This is a genomic window from Chryseobacterium urinae, assembly GCF_030518295.1.
GTDB lineage: Bacteria > Bacteroidota > Bacteroidia > Flavobacteriales > Weeksellaceae > Chryseobacterium > Chryseobacterium mucoviscidosis.
Genome location: NZ_JAULSJ010000003.1, coordinates 58,848 through 76,142, shown reverse-complemented (window position 1 = coordinate 76,142; position 17,295 = coordinate 58,848). Strand labels below are relative to the sequence as shown.

General features: G+C 36.3%; 13 protein-coding genes and 1 pseudogene. 10 read left to right on the top strand and 4 right to left on the bottom strand.

The genetic code is table 11. From position 1 onward, the window contains the following. Nucleotides 1-35: 35 nt before the first annotated feature. A complete protein-coding gene (locus tag QWT87_RS02755) occupies nt 36-2,909 on the bottom strand; it encodes a carboxypeptidase regulatory-like domain-containing protein (RefSeq protein WP_302713384.1) in 2,874 nt (957 codons plus the stop codon). A gap of 251 nt (nt 2,910-3,160) precedes the next feature. On the opposite strand from QWT87_RS02755, the gene QWT87_RS02750 reads away from it, so the two are divergent. Both QWT87_RS02750 and QWT87_RS02745 read left to right on the top strand, forming a co-directional pair. Beyond that, entirely contained in the window at nt 3,161-4,351 is a 1,191-nt protein-coding gene (locus QWT87_RS02750) for an endonuclease/exonuclease/phosphatase family protein (RefSeq protein WP_302713382.1), read from the top strand. 48 nt (nt 4,352-4,399) lie between these two features. Beyond that, nucleotides 4,400-4,822, top strand: coding sequence for a DUF6146 family protein (locus tag QWT87_RS02745; RefSeq protein ID WP_302713380.1), 423 nt, complete (start codon nt 4,400-4,402; stop codon nt 4,820-4,822). 50 nt (nt 4,823-4,872) lie between these two features. Here QWT87_RS02745 and QWT87_RS02740 read toward each other — a convergent pair whose 3' ends face one another. The 3 genes from QWT87_RS02740 to dnaG form a co-directional block, all read right to left on the bottom strand. Next, nucleotides 4,873-5,469, bottom strand: a complete 597-nt coding sequence (locus QWT87_RS02740; protein ID WP_302713378.1) for a superoxide dismutase — start codon at nt 5,467-5,469, stop codon at nt 4,873-4,875. A 483-nt stretch (nt 5,470-5,952) separates the two neighbouring features. Continuing rightward, the gene (gene clpP / locus QWT87_RS02735; RefSeq protein WP_076392404.1) at nt 5,953-6,639 is read right to left on the bottom strand and encodes an ATP-dependent Clp endopeptidase proteolytic subunit ClpP; all 687 of its coding nucleotides are present in this window, start codon (nt 6,637-6,639) and stop codon (nt 5,953-5,955) included. A 110-nt stretch (nt 6,640-6,749) separates the two neighbouring features. After that, complete coding sequence (dnaG, locus tag QWT87_RS02730) at nt 6,750-8,729, bottom strand: DNA primase (RefSeq protein WP_256039647.1); 1,980 nt, start codon at nt 8,727-8,729, stop codon at nt 6,750-6,752. Between the two features lie 187 nt (nt 8,730-8,916). On the opposite strand from dnaG, the gene tsaE reads away from it, so the two are divergent. The 8 genes and pseudogenes from tsaE to QWT87_RS02690 form a co-directional block, all read left to right on the top strand. Further along, the gene (gene tsaE / locus QWT87_RS02725) at nt 8,917-9,324 is read left to right on the top strand and encodes a tRNA (adenosine(37)-N6)-threonylcarbamoyltransferase complex ATPase subunit type 1 TsaE (protein WP_185206294.1); all 408 of its coding nucleotides are present in this window, start codon (nt 8,917-8,919) and stop codon (nt 9,322-9,324) included. 70 nt (nt 9,325-9,394) lie between these two features. Further along, nucleotides 9,395-10,588: an alanine dehydrogenase gene (locus QWT87_RS02720; protein WP_302713372.1), complete on the top strand. Its 1,194-nt coding sequence runs from the start codon at nt 9,395-9,397 to the stop codon at nt 10,586-10,588. Then, nucleotides 10,588-10,959 carry a hypothetical protein gene (locus QWT87_RS02715; protein ID WP_302713370.1) on the top strand — a complete coding sequence of 124 codons (372 nt, stop codon included), beginning with the start codon at nt 10,588-10,590 and terminating at the stop codon, nt 10,957-10,959. The genes QWT87_RS02720 and QWT87_RS02715 overlap by 1 nt, the downstream gene beginning before the upstream one ends. 184 nt (nt 10,960-11,143) lie before the next feature. Next, nucleotides 11,144-11,914: a histidine kinase gene (locus QWT87_RS02710; RefSeq protein WP_302713368.1), complete on the top strand. Its 771-nt coding sequence runs from the start codon at nt 11,144-11,146 to the stop codon at nt 11,912-11,914. After that, nucleotides 11,892-12,602, top strand: coding sequence for a LytR/AlgR family response regulator transcription factor (locus tag QWT87_RS02705; protein ID WP_302713366.1), 711 nt, complete (start codon nt 11,892-11,894; stop codon nt 12,600-12,602). The genes QWT87_RS02710 and QWT87_RS02705 overlap by 23 nt, the downstream gene beginning before the upstream one ends. A gap of 94 nt (nt 12,603-12,696) precedes the next feature. Continuing rightward, entirely contained in the window at nt 12,697-14,973 is a 2,277-nt protein-coding gene (locus QWT87_RS02700; RefSeq protein ID WP_302713364.1) for a cation:proton antiporter, read from the top strand. 303 nt (nt 14,974-15,276) lie between these two features. Further along, nucleotides 15,277-16,122: a prephenate dehydrogenase gene (locus QWT87_RS02695; RefSeq protein WP_302713362.1), complete on the top strand. Its 846-nt coding sequence runs from the start codon at nt 15,277-15,279 to the stop codon at nt 16,120-16,122. 164 nt (nt 16,123-16,286) lie between these two features. Further along, nucleotides 16,287-17,231 (top strand): annotated as a pseudogene (locus QWT87_RS02690) (IS256 family transposase, variant Zn-binding type); the annotation flags it as partial. Nucleotides 17,232-17,295 lie beyond the last annotated feature (64 nt).

Below are 17,295 nucleotides of genomic sequence, written 5' to 3'. Positions count from 1 at the left end.
TTTATTAATTTTTAGAATAATTAGTGAATTGATTATTAGAATCTAAACTGTAAATTTACAAAATATGATCTTCCCTGAGTGTACCAGTATTTTGGGGCAAACAAAGTATATTCCCTGCTTAAATCTTCTGAGAAACTTGGATAAACCGCATTTCTGGTCTGTTCAAATCCTCCGGTAATGTATTTTCTGTTATTTAAAATATTATTAACTGTTGCGGAAATTAAAACATAATACTTACCAATCACCCAAGATTTTCCTGCATTTGCATTCAGGAAGAATGATGAAGGTAATCTGTTAGGCTCAAGCACCTTTCTCAGGTCACTTTCCGTAAGTCCGTAGTATGGTGTTCCGGAAACATTATTCTGAACGAAAGATTCTGTTCTTACCAACGCAGCAGGATCCAGATAATTTTCATCAAAATAGTTCCAGTTCGCACCAAACCACCAGTATTTCGGGCTGTTGTAACGGAAACCTAAGGAATACGCCTGTTGAGGAGTTCCTCCCTGACGATAATTGTTAATATATGCTTTTCCAAGATCTATATAAGGAAGACCGTTTGCAAAAACTCCTACTGCATCTGATGCAAAATAAGTTCTCGGATCATTCTTATAAGTGTACTGTCCGATGCTCGCTAAACCTTGTAAAGATAATGTAGGTAAAACCTTAACATCAACCCCCAATTCAACTCCCATATTTCTCTTCTTAACATCCGTCATTACCTGAGATACGAAAGCACTCTGAACATTAGTCTGATTACCGTCTGCATCCACACTGTTTAATGGGATACCATCTGCAAAGAATCTCTGAACCGTAGTTTCGTTGTCTGTATCAACTAAATAACCTGTTAATCTTAATTTTAAGAAAGGAGAAGAAATAACATAGCTAAGATCATTAGCATTTACTGTCATGCTCTTCACGTTGGGTGCTACAGATCCGTTTACTCTAGGATTTACGAATAAATCTTCTAAATAAGGTGCCTGATTATAATATGCTCCGTTGTACACAAAGAAGTTTCTACCGTTCAGCCTGTAAACGACTTGCCCTTTCAGACCATAGTTCCAGTAGTTATAATCCATTCCTTTTCCGTAGGAATCTTTATATAAATAGTGATTGAAAAGACCTTCTCTGTTGGAAGAAGAATATCCCGCCAATGCAGATACAAATACATCAAAAGCTCCTGCTGTAAATCTTACCCCCGGATTTACTTTTACTTCCTGTCTTCTGAAAATGTAGTCGTAAGTCATTTTATCACCTACTTTTTTCGTTACATTTTCTTCACCTTGATTGTATAATCCTGATTTTCCGGGCTGGTTTGTTGCTGCAAACGGGTCTCTGTTCAGTACAAAATCAGCACCTAAAAGATCGTTTACTTCTCTGTACTGCTCAGAACGGTAATTCTGATAAGATACGTTTAATAAGAATTTCGTATTATCGTTGAAGTTGTGAACAAAGTGAGTAGATGCATTCCAGATTTTATCGTCGCTTACATCATTTACTAAATAATATAATGCTCTTTTTCCGGTCTGTCCATAGTAAGTTCCTGCTGGCTGCTGCATATTTCTCTGGTACAATCTGTCCCAGTTAAGCTGTGTAAAGTTCGGATCATTTGAAGTCCATCCGTTCATAGCTGCCTGAAAAGCCTGTTGAGCCGTTGTTCCCGTTACTCCCGTTGGAAGCGTTACAGATGCATTAGGATCTAATGAATCGTAATAACTTGGTAAATTTCTGTAGTATGTAGGAGAAGGGTTCTGTACATTCTGCCAGTCTAAACGTGACCCTTTATCTTTTCCGAACTGGTAAGATACAGATGTCCAAAGAGTATTATTCTTATTAATTTTCCAGAAATCCTGAATCTGGAAGATCGGCTGGAAACCTTTTCTTACTCTTTCACTTCTCTGCTCTCCGTCCTGATATCCCCAATAAGAATTGTAATGAACTCCTCTGTAGTTGTACACTTCCTGAGTACTCGGACTCGCGGTAGATCTTCTATAAGGCGCACCGATAAAGTTGAAAGTCATCGTGTGCTTATCGTTAAATTTCTTTTCAATTCCCAAATAAGCTCCGTAAGCATCATAGAAGGTTCCTTCCTGAATACCTTCTTCCGCCCATCTTCTTGCTCCCATTGCAGTAAACGCCCATCCGCTTTTGCTCATTCCTGAGCTGTAACGTAGAGATGTTCTGTTTCTGTAATTTCTGTTGGTTAAAGACTGAGTAAACTGAAATCCTTTTCTGTATTCACTCGCTTTAGTATTTTTATAAACTACCGAGCTGTTTCCACCAAAAGCGTATTCCGAAGGTGAATGGTTTGCTGAAATTTCAGGGTATCTTGTAATTTCGTTAAGTCCTCCCCAGTTTCCAAAATCTACATTACCATTATCAGACTTGATCATGGAAACACCATTTAACATGGTTTCTCCAAATCTTCCATCGATTCCTCTTGGACGGAACCAATAAAATCCTAAATCAAACGCTGCGATTCTGCTGAAAATATCCTGAGATGACTGCAGTAAACCTACTGTAGAAGCCTGTCCGCTGTTGCTGTCCTCATCGTCTCCATCACTGTCAATGATTGCTAAACCTTGATCCGCGCTTGTAAGTGCAGAATATAGGGTGATTGTCCCTAAATCCTTTTTCTTCTCACTGTCCATTACATCAAACTCCATTACTTTGGTTTCGTAATTCGGTTTTGTAATCACAATTTGGTAATGCCCCGGCTTTAGGTCTACAAACTGGAAGTATCCGATTTTGTCAGCCGTTACATCATTGTCATTCCCTTTAAGATCTACTTCTGCCCTTTCAACGGGCTTTCCTTCAGCATCTTTTAAATAGGCAGAAACCGTAGTCTGTGCAAAATAGTATGATGCTGGAAGTAAAGTAAATAAAGAGACTAATGATAGTTTTTTAATCATGAGTATATTTATTTTTTAAATACTTTTCTTGTTAATTCTCAACAGTTTAAAAGTTGGGGACGCAAATTTAGTCAAAATTTAGAATTTACAACTTTTTTTACGTTATTTTTTCTTAACATTGCAAGCTTTTAAGAATCATTATAAATAAAAACGTAAATACCACATTTTAAATTTACAAATATTTAAAATAGCGGGAAATTAAAAAAAAGTAAATTTGCAGATTAAATAATATTAATAATAACTCTAAGAGAATGAAGAAATTTTTGAGTTTTTTTGCCATCATTTTTTCGATAATGGCATTTTCACAACAGCAGGGAAAACTGAGAAAGGTGGCTACTGTAGGTTTTTTGAATGTGGAAAACCTTTGGGACACCATTCAGTCAGCAGATTATATCGACGGAACTAAAGATATTAAAAATCCGGCTTTCCACAGAAGTATTCCTTTGGATTCCGTTAAGTTTTTGGAAGCTGAAAAATACGACGGACCATGGAGCGATGGCGCTTTAATCGGTAAAAAAGTAGTAAGATACCAAGGCGGCTCGGAAGAATTTACTCCAAAAAGTGCTAAAAACTACAATACGAAAGTGTATAAGGCGAAACTTGCCAACGAAGCCAAAGTAATTTCTGAAATGGGAGCACAATACACTAAAACGGCTCCTGCAGTCATAGGTTTAATTGAGGTTGAAAACAGACAGGTTATTCAGGATCTTATTAATGAACCGGCACTGAAAAAATATGATTACGGAATTATTCATTACAATTCTTATGATTACAGAGGTATTGATGTGGCTTTGATTTATCAGAAAAGAAGATTTACCCCTACCAATTCTCTCAAAAAAGAACTGAAAGTTTTCGGTGACGAAGGAAAAAGAGAATATACCAGAGATATCTTGGTGGTTACTGGTTTCCTTGATAATGAAAAGGTAGCATTCTTTATGAATCACTGGCCTTCAAGAAGAGGGGGTGAAGCCGTTTCTCTTCCTAAGAGAAATGCAGCAGCAGCTTTACTGAAACAACAAATGGACAGTGTAAGAGCAGCAGATCCTTCAACAAAATTATTTGCAATGGGAGATTTTAATGATGATCCTGTAAGTGCAAGTTTAAAAAATCACCTGAAAGCACAGCCAAGCCCAAAAGATTTAAGTGATGCCAATCCTTATCTTAACTTAATGTACCCTTTGTATAAAAAAGGAGTTGCTTCATTAGCGTATCAGGATGCACCAAACTTATTTGACCAGATTATTGTTTCTAAAAATTTAGTTTCAGATCAGGTAACAAAAGATTATTCGGTTTATAAGGCTGAAATTTTTGCTCCTGCTTACTTAGTGAATAAAGAAGGAAATTACAAAGGCTACCCTTTCCGATCATGGAACGGCGATCAGTTTACCGGCGGTTACAGCGACCACTTTCCGGCATTTGTAGTTCTCCAGAAAGAACCATAAAAGTACAAGACACTCCGATTGAGTGTCTTTTTTTTGTAACTTTATAAGATGAAAAATTTAGTTCTGCTGTTAATACTTTCTTTATTTTCTTTCAATTGTTCTGCGCAGAGCAATGTTAAAAATGAAAAAGAAAAATCGGAAATGAAACCATCAAAGAATGATGATGGAGAATGGGATCTTACGGTAATCGATACTCAGTTTGATTATTTTCTGAATGCGGTTGCAAAGCCAATCAGCCAGTATTCTGAATCTTATCTGAAGAACAGAAATACTTTTCTGGTCACAGAATGGAATTCGTATTACAATTCCGGAAGGTACAGAAACGTCATCGAATCCTCGATTGATTATGATCCGAAAGAAAAATACGGTATTAAATTCGAATACAAACTGTATCAGGTTTTTGCTTATGTAAACTGGAAATACGGTTTAAAAATGAACGGACTTTCGGGAAGTGATACCACAAGATACTAAAAAAGGTTCAGAGTAATTCTGAACCTTTCTTTTTTATGAATCGTTGAAAATTATTTGTTGAATAATTCTTCTACTTTATCCCAGTTTACCACTTCGAAGAATGCTGAAACATAATCAGGTCTTCTATTTTGGTAGTTTAAATAATAAGCGTGCTCCCAAACGTCAAGTCCTAAAACAGGAGTTCCTTTTACTTCTGCAACCGGCATTAACGGGTTATCCTGGTTTGGAGTTGAAGAAACGATAACAGAACCGTCAGCATTTTTTACCAACCAAGCCCATCCTGAACCGAATCTTGTTTTAGCAGCATCAGAAAAATCGGTCTTGAATTTTTCAAAACCTCCGTAAGCTTCGATAGCAGCTTTTACATTTCCTACAGGCTCTTTGCTTCCGCCCGGAGTTAAAATTTCCCAGAATAAAGTATGGTTAAAGTGTCCTCCTCCATTGTTTCTTACTGCTGGTTTATCAGTTCCTGTCTGGCAGATTTCTTCAATAGATTTTCCTTCAAGATCAGTTCCTTTAATCGCATTATTTAAATTGTCTACGTATGCTTGATGATGTTTTGTATGGTGGATTTCCATTGTTTTTGCATCAATTGTCGGCTCCAATGCATCGTAAGCATATCCTAGTTTTGGTAATTCAAATGACATAATTTTATTTTTAATGTTATTACCCAAATTTAGCCATTATTTAATCTATATTCAAAAAATGGGGATTACTTTAATAAATCTTTAACATTGATATATTGATTTAGAATGAATTAAATTTTCATGGTAAGAAAGTCTAATCACGAAAGCTTATCAATTTTGAAAAATTTATTTTTGAATTAAAGCTGATAACAAACCAAAGGGTTCAAACAAGAATTTTTTCAGACTTTATTTTAATGCTATATTGAACTCTTTCAGGATCACAAATTTTGTGGATCCAATGAAGTATTGAAATATCAGACAAAAACCCTAGCCTCGATTGCAGCAATTGTCTGAGCTCATTTTAGGATTTCGGCGGCGGCTTCGCCGCCGCAACCCTAAATATTAGAAACAGCGAGTGCGGAAAGCCGGAAAAAGCTCCTGATCCATCAATAAAAAAAACGCACCAAAATCAATTGATGCGTTTTCTTATTATTTTTACAAAATTTACTTTTTGTCTTTAGATCTCTGTAAAACTTCGTCTACCATTCCGTATCCTTTTGCTTCTTCGGAAGTCATCCAGTAATCTCTGTCAGAAGCTTTTTCTACCCAGTCATACGTTTGTCCTGAGTGCTCGGAAATGATCTCGTAAAGCTCTTTTTTAAGCTTTAACATCTCTCTTAAATTGATCTCCATATCAGAAGCCACCCCTTGCGCACCTCCGGAAGGTTGGTGAATCATTACTCTTGAGTGCTTTAAAGCAGAACGCTTACCGCTTTCTCCGGCAACCAAAAGAACAGCTCCCATTGAAGCTGCAATACCTGTACAGATTGTTGCTACATCAGGCTTAATGATCTGCATCGTGTCGTAAATTCCTAAACCGGCGTAAACACTTCCACCCGGAGAATTGATATAAATCTGAATATCTTTTGAAGGATCTGCACTCTCTAAGAAAAGAAGCTGAGCGGTTACGATATTCGCCACCTGATCATCAATTCCTGTTCCTAAGAAAATAATTCTGTCCATCATCAAACGGGAGAAAACATCCATTTGTGCAACGTTTAATCTTCTTTCCTCCATGATGTACGGCGTAAGACCTGTAGGACCATACATTCCCATATACTGATCGGTTGCCAAACCGTTATTTCCCAGATGTTTTACAGAGAAATCTCTGAATTCTTTTTTAATGTCCATATGCTTGTTTTGTGTATTACATTTTACGAGGTTGAATTTACAACTTTTATTCCTAAAATTTTATAAGACTTTTTGTCATAAAGTTTCAATAATTAACAGATTATTTCCTCTTATCTGTCAGTATAAATACCTGTAATTGCAGAATAATTTAAAATTTTAGCCAATTCCTTGGAAACCATCGTGAGCATCTGAATTTTCTTAAGCTGTTCAAAATATTTAGATTCATCGGATTCTGCATATTCTGCCAATTCTCCTTTTGCTTTTGATATCAGGAAATTAACATATCTGAATTTATGAATCAGAATATCTCCTGCCACCTGCTCCGGAATTTTATCTCCGTAATTGGGTGAAAAAATATTTCTTGTGGTCCAGTCGTTCAGCTCGCTATAAATGTTCATGGAATTAACGGCTGCCTTACTGAGCTCCTCATCCATTAATCCGAAAAAGAAATTTCCTTTTCGGAGTTCCTCTTTTTCAATTCCTTCTTTTATATATTCTACGATTCGTTTGTTCAGTTCCACCTGAAATTCGTAGTCGTCTTCTTCAAAATGGTGAAGAATTTCTTCAATCACCGTAATATCATATTGCTGCTGATCCGGCGCGGTTCTGTGAAGAACAACATCTCCGTAATTGAGCATATGATTGATAAGATCATTTTCAAGTTTCGTCACATTAAAAAGTACCGGATCAATATAATCTCTCGGATCATTTACTACTTCAAGCTTTGCAGGTTGTTGCGCTTCCGTTTTAATCTGTGCTTTATGCGTCTGATTTTGGGTGATCTGCTTCTGAACATCAAGCTCATTAAACAGACTTTGCTCAGAAAGTCCGAATTTTGTAGAAACCTGCTTCAGATACACTTCCCTTTTCAAAGCATTCTGAACAAAGGAAACCGACTTCACAATGTCTCTGATGGCTTCAGCTTTCTTAATCGGATCATCTCCAATTTCCTTGAAAAGAATTTCAGCTTTAAAATCAATAAAATCCATCGCTTCATTTTCGATGAATTTTTCCACATATTCCTGCGGATGTTTTCTGGCGAAAGAATCGGGATCGTCTCCGTCCGGAAACAGCATCACCCGAATATTCATCCCTTCCGTCAAAAGCATATCGATACTTCTGAAACTGGCTTTAATTCCTGCATTGTCCCCATCAAAAAGAATGGTTACATTCTCCGTTAATCTTTTGATAAGCTTAATCTGCTCCGTAGTTAAAGAAGTTCCGGAACTTGCCACCACATTTTCGATTCCCGACATGTGAAGCGAAATAACGTCCATATAACCTTCTACCAAAAGACAGACATTCTTACGCGAAATTGCCTGTTTGCTTTGGTTTAAACCATAAAGAACGTTAGATTTATGATAAATTTCCGTTTCCGGAGAGTTGAGATATTTGGCTGTTTTTACGTTATTTTTAAGAATTCTTGCTCCGAATCCTAAAACCCTGCCCGAAAAACTATGGATCGGAAAGATTACTCTTTCACGAAAACGGTCGATTCCGGCAGGAGAATTTTCAGGGAAAATCGAAAGTCCCGATTTCTCCAGAATTTCTTTTGAATAGCCTTTTTCCAAAGCATATTCTGTAAAAGCGTTCTTTTTTTCAGGCGAATATCCGAGCTGGAATTTTTTAATGATATCATCACGAAGTTCACGCTCTTTAAAATAAGAAAGACCGATTGATCTCCCCTCCTCCACTTCCCAAAGAAAATTCTGAAAAAAATCGTTCGCTACTTCATGGATTTTGTACAATAAATCTCTTTCCGACTGTGCATTTTTTGCTTCTTCGGAAAAATCCTTCTGATCTTCCTCAATTTCAATTCCGTATTTTTTTGCCGCGTGACGAAGTGCTTCAGGATACGTGAAATTTTCGATTTCCATTAAGAAAGAGATCGCTGTTCCTCCTTTTCCGGTAGAGAAATCTTTCCAGATCTGTTTGCTTGCCGAAACAACGAAACTCGGTGTTTTCTCGTCATGAAAAGGACTTAACCCTTTGAAATTAGACCCTGCTCTTTTGAGCTGTACATATTCTCCAACGATTTCTTCTACCCGAATCGTGGAAAATATTTTATCTATGGTCTGTTTGGAAATCATGCTGCAAAAATATACAAAAAAATCTATAGAGAACAGTATAAATTTAGTATAAAAACATCTTAAAATTATCCTGAAAAGTTTTATAAATTTAATTGATTTGAATGACCGCAAAAATTGAAAATACAATTATTTGATCTAATTTTACACCTGAATTTTTTACCGTAATTCATTATCTTTGTTTAAAAATATGCAATTCACGATTCAACATATGGAAGACTGGCAGAATATTGCCGAAACCGTCATTTCAAAATTAGAGCATAACATTTTACTTTTAAAAGGAAATCTGGGCGCCGGAAAAACAACTTTCACCCAATTTCTCCTTAAAAATCTTGGAAGTACAGATGAAGTAAACTCACCCACCTATTCCATTGTTAACGAATACAATACCCCAAAAGGAAAAGTATATCATTTCGATTTATACCGTTTAAAAAACATTGAAGAAGTGTATGATATCGGAATGGAAGAATATTTAGACCATTCATTTCTCTGCATTATTGAATGGCCTGAAGTGTACGAAGAAGATCTTTACGGTCTTAAATACCACGAAATGAGCATCATTAATACCGGAGAAAACAGAGAAATTTCATTCGAGTAAATATTATGTATCTTTGCTCCTGAATTTGAATGTAAAATAACGATCTGTAAGAACCTAATTATTTAAAAGGATGAGTACTACAAACATTTTTACTCCTTTTACCGAAGAGGAACTGATGCCGAAAGAAGAAAAACTGGAGGTCATTAAAAAAGGAAAACAATTCAGCATAGGAATTCCGAAGGAAACTTCCCTGAATGAAAGAAGAACTTGCATAACGCCCGATGCGGTACAGGTTTTGGTAGAAAGTGGTCATGAAATAATCATAGAATCCGGAGCCGGACAAGGTTCGTTCTTTACAGATCTGCAATATTCTGAATCGGGAGCGAGAATTACAAACGATCCGAAAGAAGCTTTCGGGCAGGATTTAATTTTAAAAGTCAATCCGCCTACAGACGAAGAAATCGATTATATGCGACCGAATACCTATCTTGTATCGGCACTTCAGATCAATTTGAGAGATAAAGACTATTTCTTAAAACTGGCAGAGAAAAAAGTAAATGCCATTGCATTCGAATTTATTGTAGACGAATACAAACAGTTAGCTTTAGTAAGACTGGTCGGCGAAATTGCAGGAACGGTTTCCATTCTTTATGCTTCCGAGCTTTTAGCTTTATCCAACGGCTTAATGTTGGGCGGAATTACAGGAGTAAGACCCGCTGAAGTGGTTATTTTGGGAGCAGGAATCGTTGGAGAATTTGCCACAAAAGCAGCCATCGGTTTAGGCGCAAGTGTAAGAGTTTTCGATAATTCACTTTCAAAATTAAGACGACTTCATACTTTGGTTGACAGCAGAGTTCCTACTTCTATTATCGATCCGAAAGAACTGAAAAAAGCTTTAAGGAGAGCCGATGTTGTAATAGGAGCCCTTCCAAGACTGAATATGACACCCATCGTTACCGAAGATATGGTAATGAAAATGAAAAAAGGAAGCGTAATTATTGACATCACCATCGACAACGGAAAAGTAATCGAGACTTCCGAACTTACCACCATGGAAGATCCATACATCATTAAGCACGGCGTAATCCACTGCGGACTTCCGAATCTTACTTCAAGAATGCCGAGAACCACAACAAAAGCGATCTCCAATTTCTTCCTTTCCTATATTTTAAATTACGATGAAGAAGGCGGTTTCGAAAATATGCTGGTTCGCAAAAACGAAATGAAACAGAGTCTTTATATGTACAAAGGCAGACACACGAAGAAAATCATCTGCGACCGTTTCGGACTTACTTATCACGATATCAATCTTTTAATTTTCTAATGAAAAAACTGAAATTCTATGCAATCGGTCTTGTACCGGGATGTATTATTGTATTTTTTATCTTAAACAAAAAAGGCGCAAGCTGCAGCGGTTATCTACCTAACAGCCGCGTTATTGCAGAAACCCTGTCTAAAGATTTTAAATATTCTGAAACAGCAAAAACAGAAATGGCAACATTAAAAGTTGATGAAAAATTTCTGAAAGACAGTATCATCACCAAAGGAAAGATTGATTTCGACAGAAGCCACGCACAGAAAAAACCCTGTCCTGATTATCTTCTCACCTATCCCGAAGAAAAAGCAACTTTCGAAATTACTTTCGAAAAATGCGAGGAAAGCGTAACGGTAAATTCTTTGAAGAAATTGAAATAAATTATCAGTCTGCTTTGCGAAGCATTTATACCTTTGCTTCTTTTAAATTTAGAATTATCTTTATTAAAACTTTGCGTTTAAATAAAAAATAAAGATGCTTCGACAAGCTCAGCATGACATGTCGCAAATACCGAGTGTTTGGTTTAAAATAGAAAATAAAAAGAAGTAAATAAATTTTCAATCCATGGAAGGCAATTACTACATGATTCATGATTATTGGATATTCATCGGAGTATTTGCGGTTTTCTTTTTTTTAACGGTAAGCATTTATTTATTCAGCCAAAATCATAAATTTAAAGTAAAAAATGCCAAGCTTTCGACTGCCAATAAAATGATTCAGGAAAGACTGAATGAAGTACAGCTTGAACATATCGGAACAAAACTGAACCCACATCTATTCAAAAACATACTGAATTCGGTACAGTCTCACGCTTATCAGACGTACATGTCGCTCGATAAACTTGCGAATGTTTTAGACTATATTTTATACGAAAGCAATAACAAATTCGTAAGCCCGAAAGAAGAATTAAATTTTGCTTTAAGTTTAATTGAGATCAACAAAATTAAAGTAAATCCGCTTTTTGATTTCAGAATTAAATCGAAAATCAATAAATCGGATGAAATTTACGAAGAGAAAGTTTTTGCCCCTCTTCTTTCGGTAGATTTGATTGAAAATGCCTTTAAACACACCGATTTCCTTGCTTCAGACTCTTTTATTTCCATTCAGCTTGAACTTGAAAAAAGAATTTTCACGATGAAAGTAATCAATAAAGCTTCTCTGAAAAATGTTCTCGAAAAGGAAAAAAGCGGCTTCGGAAGCCAGTCTCTGGATCAAAGGCTGAAAATGATTTACAATAATTTTTACACGCTTCAGAAAAGTTCAAAAAACGGTATCTTCACGGCAGAATTAACAATCAATTTGGGAGATTTCTATGATAAAATGCGTTATTCTTGATGATGAATTACTGGCAATCAGCTATTTAAAACTTCTATGCGAACAGATTGAAAATGTAGAAGTTGTAAAAGCATTTAATGATCCTAAAATTTTTCTGAACGAAATTGAAAACATCGACTGCAACGTCTGCATTTTAGACATCGAAATGCCCGGAATAAACGGATTGCAGGTTGCAGAAGCCATTTCAGGCTCAAAAAAAATCATTTTTACCACCGCTTACAAAGAATATGCAGCCGAAGCTTTCGACCTGAATGTTGTGGATTATGTAAGAAAACCCATCAAAAAAGAAAGGTTAACCCAGGCTTTCGAAAAAGCAGCGGAACTACTCCAAAAGACCAATAAAAAAGATTTTATCGAATGGAATACCAACATCGGCAAAACCGTAATTTTTACATACCAGATCGCCTACATCAAAACTTCGGAAATAGACAGTCGGGATAAGGAAATCCTTCTTAAAGACGGAACCAATATTGTTCTAAAAAACCTGAATTTCAAAAATCTGCTGGAAATGCTTCCTGCAAAAGATTTTGCGCAGGTCAACAAAAAAGAAATCATCTCTTTATCTGCTGTAAAAGTATTTTCCACCAACGAAATTATTACTACTGTTTCTCTGGGAAATGACCGCTTTTTAAAGCTTCAGATCGGGGAAACCTACAGGAAATCTCTTTCCGATTTATTGGGACATTAGATTTCACTGCAAAATTCTTTCTTTTCATTACATTTGATTAAAAATCATCTTTTTTTTCCGATTTTCTTAGCAATTTTGTCTAAAATTTGGAATCATGAATTGGGGAAAATACAGAAACATTATCTTTTATATTTCCACCATTATTGTTTTTTCATCACTGATGTATTTTTTCATCATTGAAGGGCAGACTTTGGAAATCGGAGAAAAGATCATTACAAAAACAAACAACAGTTCCAGCTGGGACAATTTTTTAGAATCATTCAAGACCAATCTTCACCATCCTTTAGCTTTATTACTGGCACAAATCGTTACCATTATTCTTGTCGCAAGGCTTTTCGGCTGGATTTGTATGAAGATCAAGCAGCCTTCCGTGATCGGTGAAATGATCGCGGGAATTGTTCTGGGACCTTCCCTTGTAGGAATGTACTTCCCGGAATTTTCGGCATTTCTTTTCCCGAAAGAATCTTTAGGAAATCTGCAGTTTTTAAGCCAGATCGGGCTTATCCTTTTCATGTACATTGTAGGAATGGAACTGGATTTAAGCGTTTTAAGAAAAAAAGCACACGATGCGGTAGTCATAAGTCATGCAAGTATCATTATCCCTTTTGCGTTGGGAATTGGTCTGTCTTATTTCATTTATAAAGAATTTGCGCCGGAAGGAATTCAGTTTACCTCATTCGCGCTTTTCATCGCTATTGCCATGAGTATTACCGCTTTTCCTGTTTTGGCAAGAATCGTTCAGGAAAGAAATCTTCAGAAAACCAAACTGGGAACTGTGGTTATTACCTGTGCTGCAGCCGATGATATTACGGCATGGTGTATTTTGGCAGCCGTAATTGCTATCGTAAAAGCCGGATCGTTTGAAAGCTCCCTGTATGTAATTTTGATGGCAATTGCCTATGTATTTTTTATGATTAAGATTGTAAGACCGTTCCTGAAAAGAATCGGAGACTTACAGGCAGGAAAAAGCACCATCAACAAACCCATGGTTGCGATTTTCTTTTTAACCTTGATTCTTTCGGCTTATGCTACGGAAGTTATTGGGATTCATGCGCTTTTCGGAGCTTTTATGGCAGGAGCGATCATGCCGGAAAATGCAAAATTCAGAACTTTGTTTATTGATAAAGTAGAAGATGTCGCTTTAGTGCTTCTTCTGCCTCTTTTCTTTGTATTTACAGGACTTCGTACCCAGATCGGATTACTGAATGACAGTCATCTCTGGATTACAGCAGGATTTATCATTTTGACCGCAGTGATCGGAAAATTTGCAGGAAGTGCCTTAACCGCAAAATTTTTAGGCATCAACTGGAAAGAAAGTTTAACGATCGGAGCGTTGATGAACACCAGAGGTTTAATGGAACTTATTGTCCTGAATATCGGTTATGATCTGGGCGTTTTAAGTCCTCAGATATTTGCGATGATGGTAATTATGGCGCTCTTTACAACTTTCATGACGGGACCTGCGCTGGATTTCATCAATTTTCTATTTAAATCTAAAAAAGATGAAGACGAATCTCCTGAAAATGATGCAAAATACAGGGTATTATTGTCTTTTGATCATCCTGAATCCGGAAGCACGCTGCTGAAACTGGCTCATGATTTTACCAATAAAATGAACGGCAACAAAAGCATAACCGCCATGAATATTGCTCCCGTGAACGAAATGCACGCTTACGATATCAATGAATACGAAAATGAGCAGTTTAAAAATGTAATAGAAACGTCCAACGATCTGAATCTTGAAGTCACAACGCTTTTCAAAGCCTCCAATGATATTGAAAACGATCTTACGCACATTACCAACAAAGGAAATTACGATCTTCTTCTGATTATGCTCGGAAAATCGATGTATGAAGGAAGTTTACTGGGAAGACTGCTTGGTTTCACGACAAAAATTATTAATCCTGAAAAACTTTTAAATACGGTAAAAGGGAAAGGAAATATTTTCAACAACTCTCCTTTTGACGATTTTACATTACAGATTCTGGATAAAACCCAGATTCCTGTTGGTATTCTGGTGGAAAAAGAATTTACTTCCGCAGACAAAGTTTTTGTCCCGATCTTTAATTTAAGTGATTTTTATCTGCTTGAATATGCCAAAAGACTCATCAATAATAACAATTCCCAGATTATTATCTTAGATGTTGCAGGACAGATCCGGAATAATATTGAAGTGAAAGAACTCATCCGAAGCATCGAACAGGTTGCGCCCAATCACATCACTTTATACAATGAGAAAAAAATTGAGAAAGAATTTCTGAACTCGCAGGATTTAATGCTCATCAGCAGCAAAAGCTGGAAAAACCTCATTGATACGAAAAGCATATGGTTATCGGATATTCCGTCAACATTGATTATCAGCAATCCTTAATTTGTAAATAGTGAATTTTGATACGTAAGCGATTGTAAATTCTTAAATTCACAATGAAATAAATTGACAGCAAAGCGAATTGGCAACGAAGTTAATTGACCTGTAAAAAACTTGACTCGTGAAGCGAAATTCACAATTCACTTTTTAATCCTGATTAAAAAAAATTATTTACCTTTGTCTCGTGATTACAAACAACGGAACATATTATTACGGAATTTTTAACTCAGATCTGGGATAAGGATTTCATATAGATAAAACAAAACCTCGTCCTTGGGCGGGGTTTTTTATTTTAAAATTTAAACGATGAAAATAAGTATTATTGGTGTAGGATTAATCGGGGGCTCGATTGCATTAAAATTAAGACAAAAAGGAATTGCAGATTTCATTTACGGTATTGATAACAGCAATGAGCATCTGAATGAAGCATTAGAACTCAAAATAATCGATGCAAAAGTAGATCTGGAATACGGAATTAAAAACTCTGATCTGGTGATTCTTGCCATTCCTGTAGATGCCGCAAGAAAATTACTGCCGAATGTTTTAGACCTGATTTCAGAACATCAGACGGTAATGGATGCAGGATCTACCAAAGCAGGAATTGTAAATGCGGTAAAAAATCATCCGAAAAGATCGAGATTTGTGGCTTTCCATCCGATGTGGGGAACGGAAAACAACGGCCCGAAATCGGCAGTTTCAGAAAGTTTTTCAGGAAAAGCAGGAGTTATCTGCGATAAGGAAGAATCCGCAGAAGATGCTTTACAACTGGTTGAAAAAATTGTAGAAAGTCTTGATATGCATCTGATTTACATGAATGCGGAAGATCATGATGTTCACACCGCTTATATTTCGCATATTTCCCACATCACCTCTTACGCTTTGGCAAATACGGTTTTAGAAAAGGAGAAAGAAGAAGAAACTATTTTTCAACTGGCTAGTTCCGGTTTTTCCAGCACTGTTCGTCTGGCAAAGTCTCATCCTGAAATGTGGGTTCCGATTTTCAGACAAAATAAAGAAAATGTTCTGGATGTATTGAATGAACACATTGCTCAGCTAAGAAAGTTTAAAGCCGCTCTGGAAAAAGAGAATTTCGAATATCTTGGAGAACTGATTTCCAATGCGAATAAAATCAGGGGAATCTTAGATAAATAGATAAAAATAGGGTTAAAGATTTTAAATATGGGTTTAATAGTCAAAAATAGTTGGTAAAATTCATCGTACTGCCGATTGTTACTGATGATATATAAAGTTTATTGAACTTTGTTTCAATAAACTTTTTTTATGGCTGAAAATTCAAAAAAAATCGTTGCTGGAGTTGCAAAAGTCTGGATGTGATTTCTTGGGGAAAGCAAAACGGAAAGCGTCGTTTTAAATGTAAAAACTGTGGAATTTATTTTACTTCGGAGAATAAGTCTGTGGGGCTAAAAAACAAAGAAATTTGGTTCAAAAAATGGATTGTTGGGAAACAGACTTATGAGCAGATTTCAGCAGAATCTGGATATTCGGTAAGTACTCTTCAACGGTATTTTAACGTGATGCTTAGTAAAGCTCCAAAACTCAGTTACAACCAGAACAAGGAGGTTTATTTACTGATTGACGGCACTTATTTCTCCAATGAAATCTGTTTGGTGATTTACAAAGATAATGTTTTTAAGCTACCCCAACTTTACAGAATTACGGACGGTGAGCATTATGAGGAACTGAAAGAGGATTTGGAAAACATCTTGAATTTAGGAATAAAAATTGGCGGGATAACCTGCGATGGCGACAAATCTCTACTGAAAGCTATCCGTAAAGTTTGTCCGAAAGTTCCTGTCCAGAGATGTTTGGTGCATATTCAGAGAATGTGCAAAATATGGCTTTCGGCTTATCCAAAGTCTGCAGCGGGTTTTGAGTTGCGAGAAATTGTCTGCAAGATTCATTTTATCGACAATGAAGTTAAAAAGCAGTATTGGATCAAAGAATTTTTAGATTGGTCTGAGAAGCATCACGAATTTTTGAATGAAAAATCATACAGTCAGGAAACCGGAAGATATTGGCACACGCACAAGATGGTAAGAAGATGTTTTTCGGTTATCAGGAAGGCTTTACCCAATATGTTTATGTTTCTACAAAATCCTAAAATACCTAAAACAACCAACGGCATAGAGTCTTTTTTCGGTCATCTGAAAGGCAATCTCAATATTCATCGGGGACTTACCAAAAGCCGAAGAAAGAAGTTCATCCAATGGTATCTTTTCTATAAAAATCTAAAGTCGTAAAAGTTTTTTTAAGCCATAGAGCTGTTCCAATAATTTGCAAAAAAGGATGGCAAAGCCATCCTCT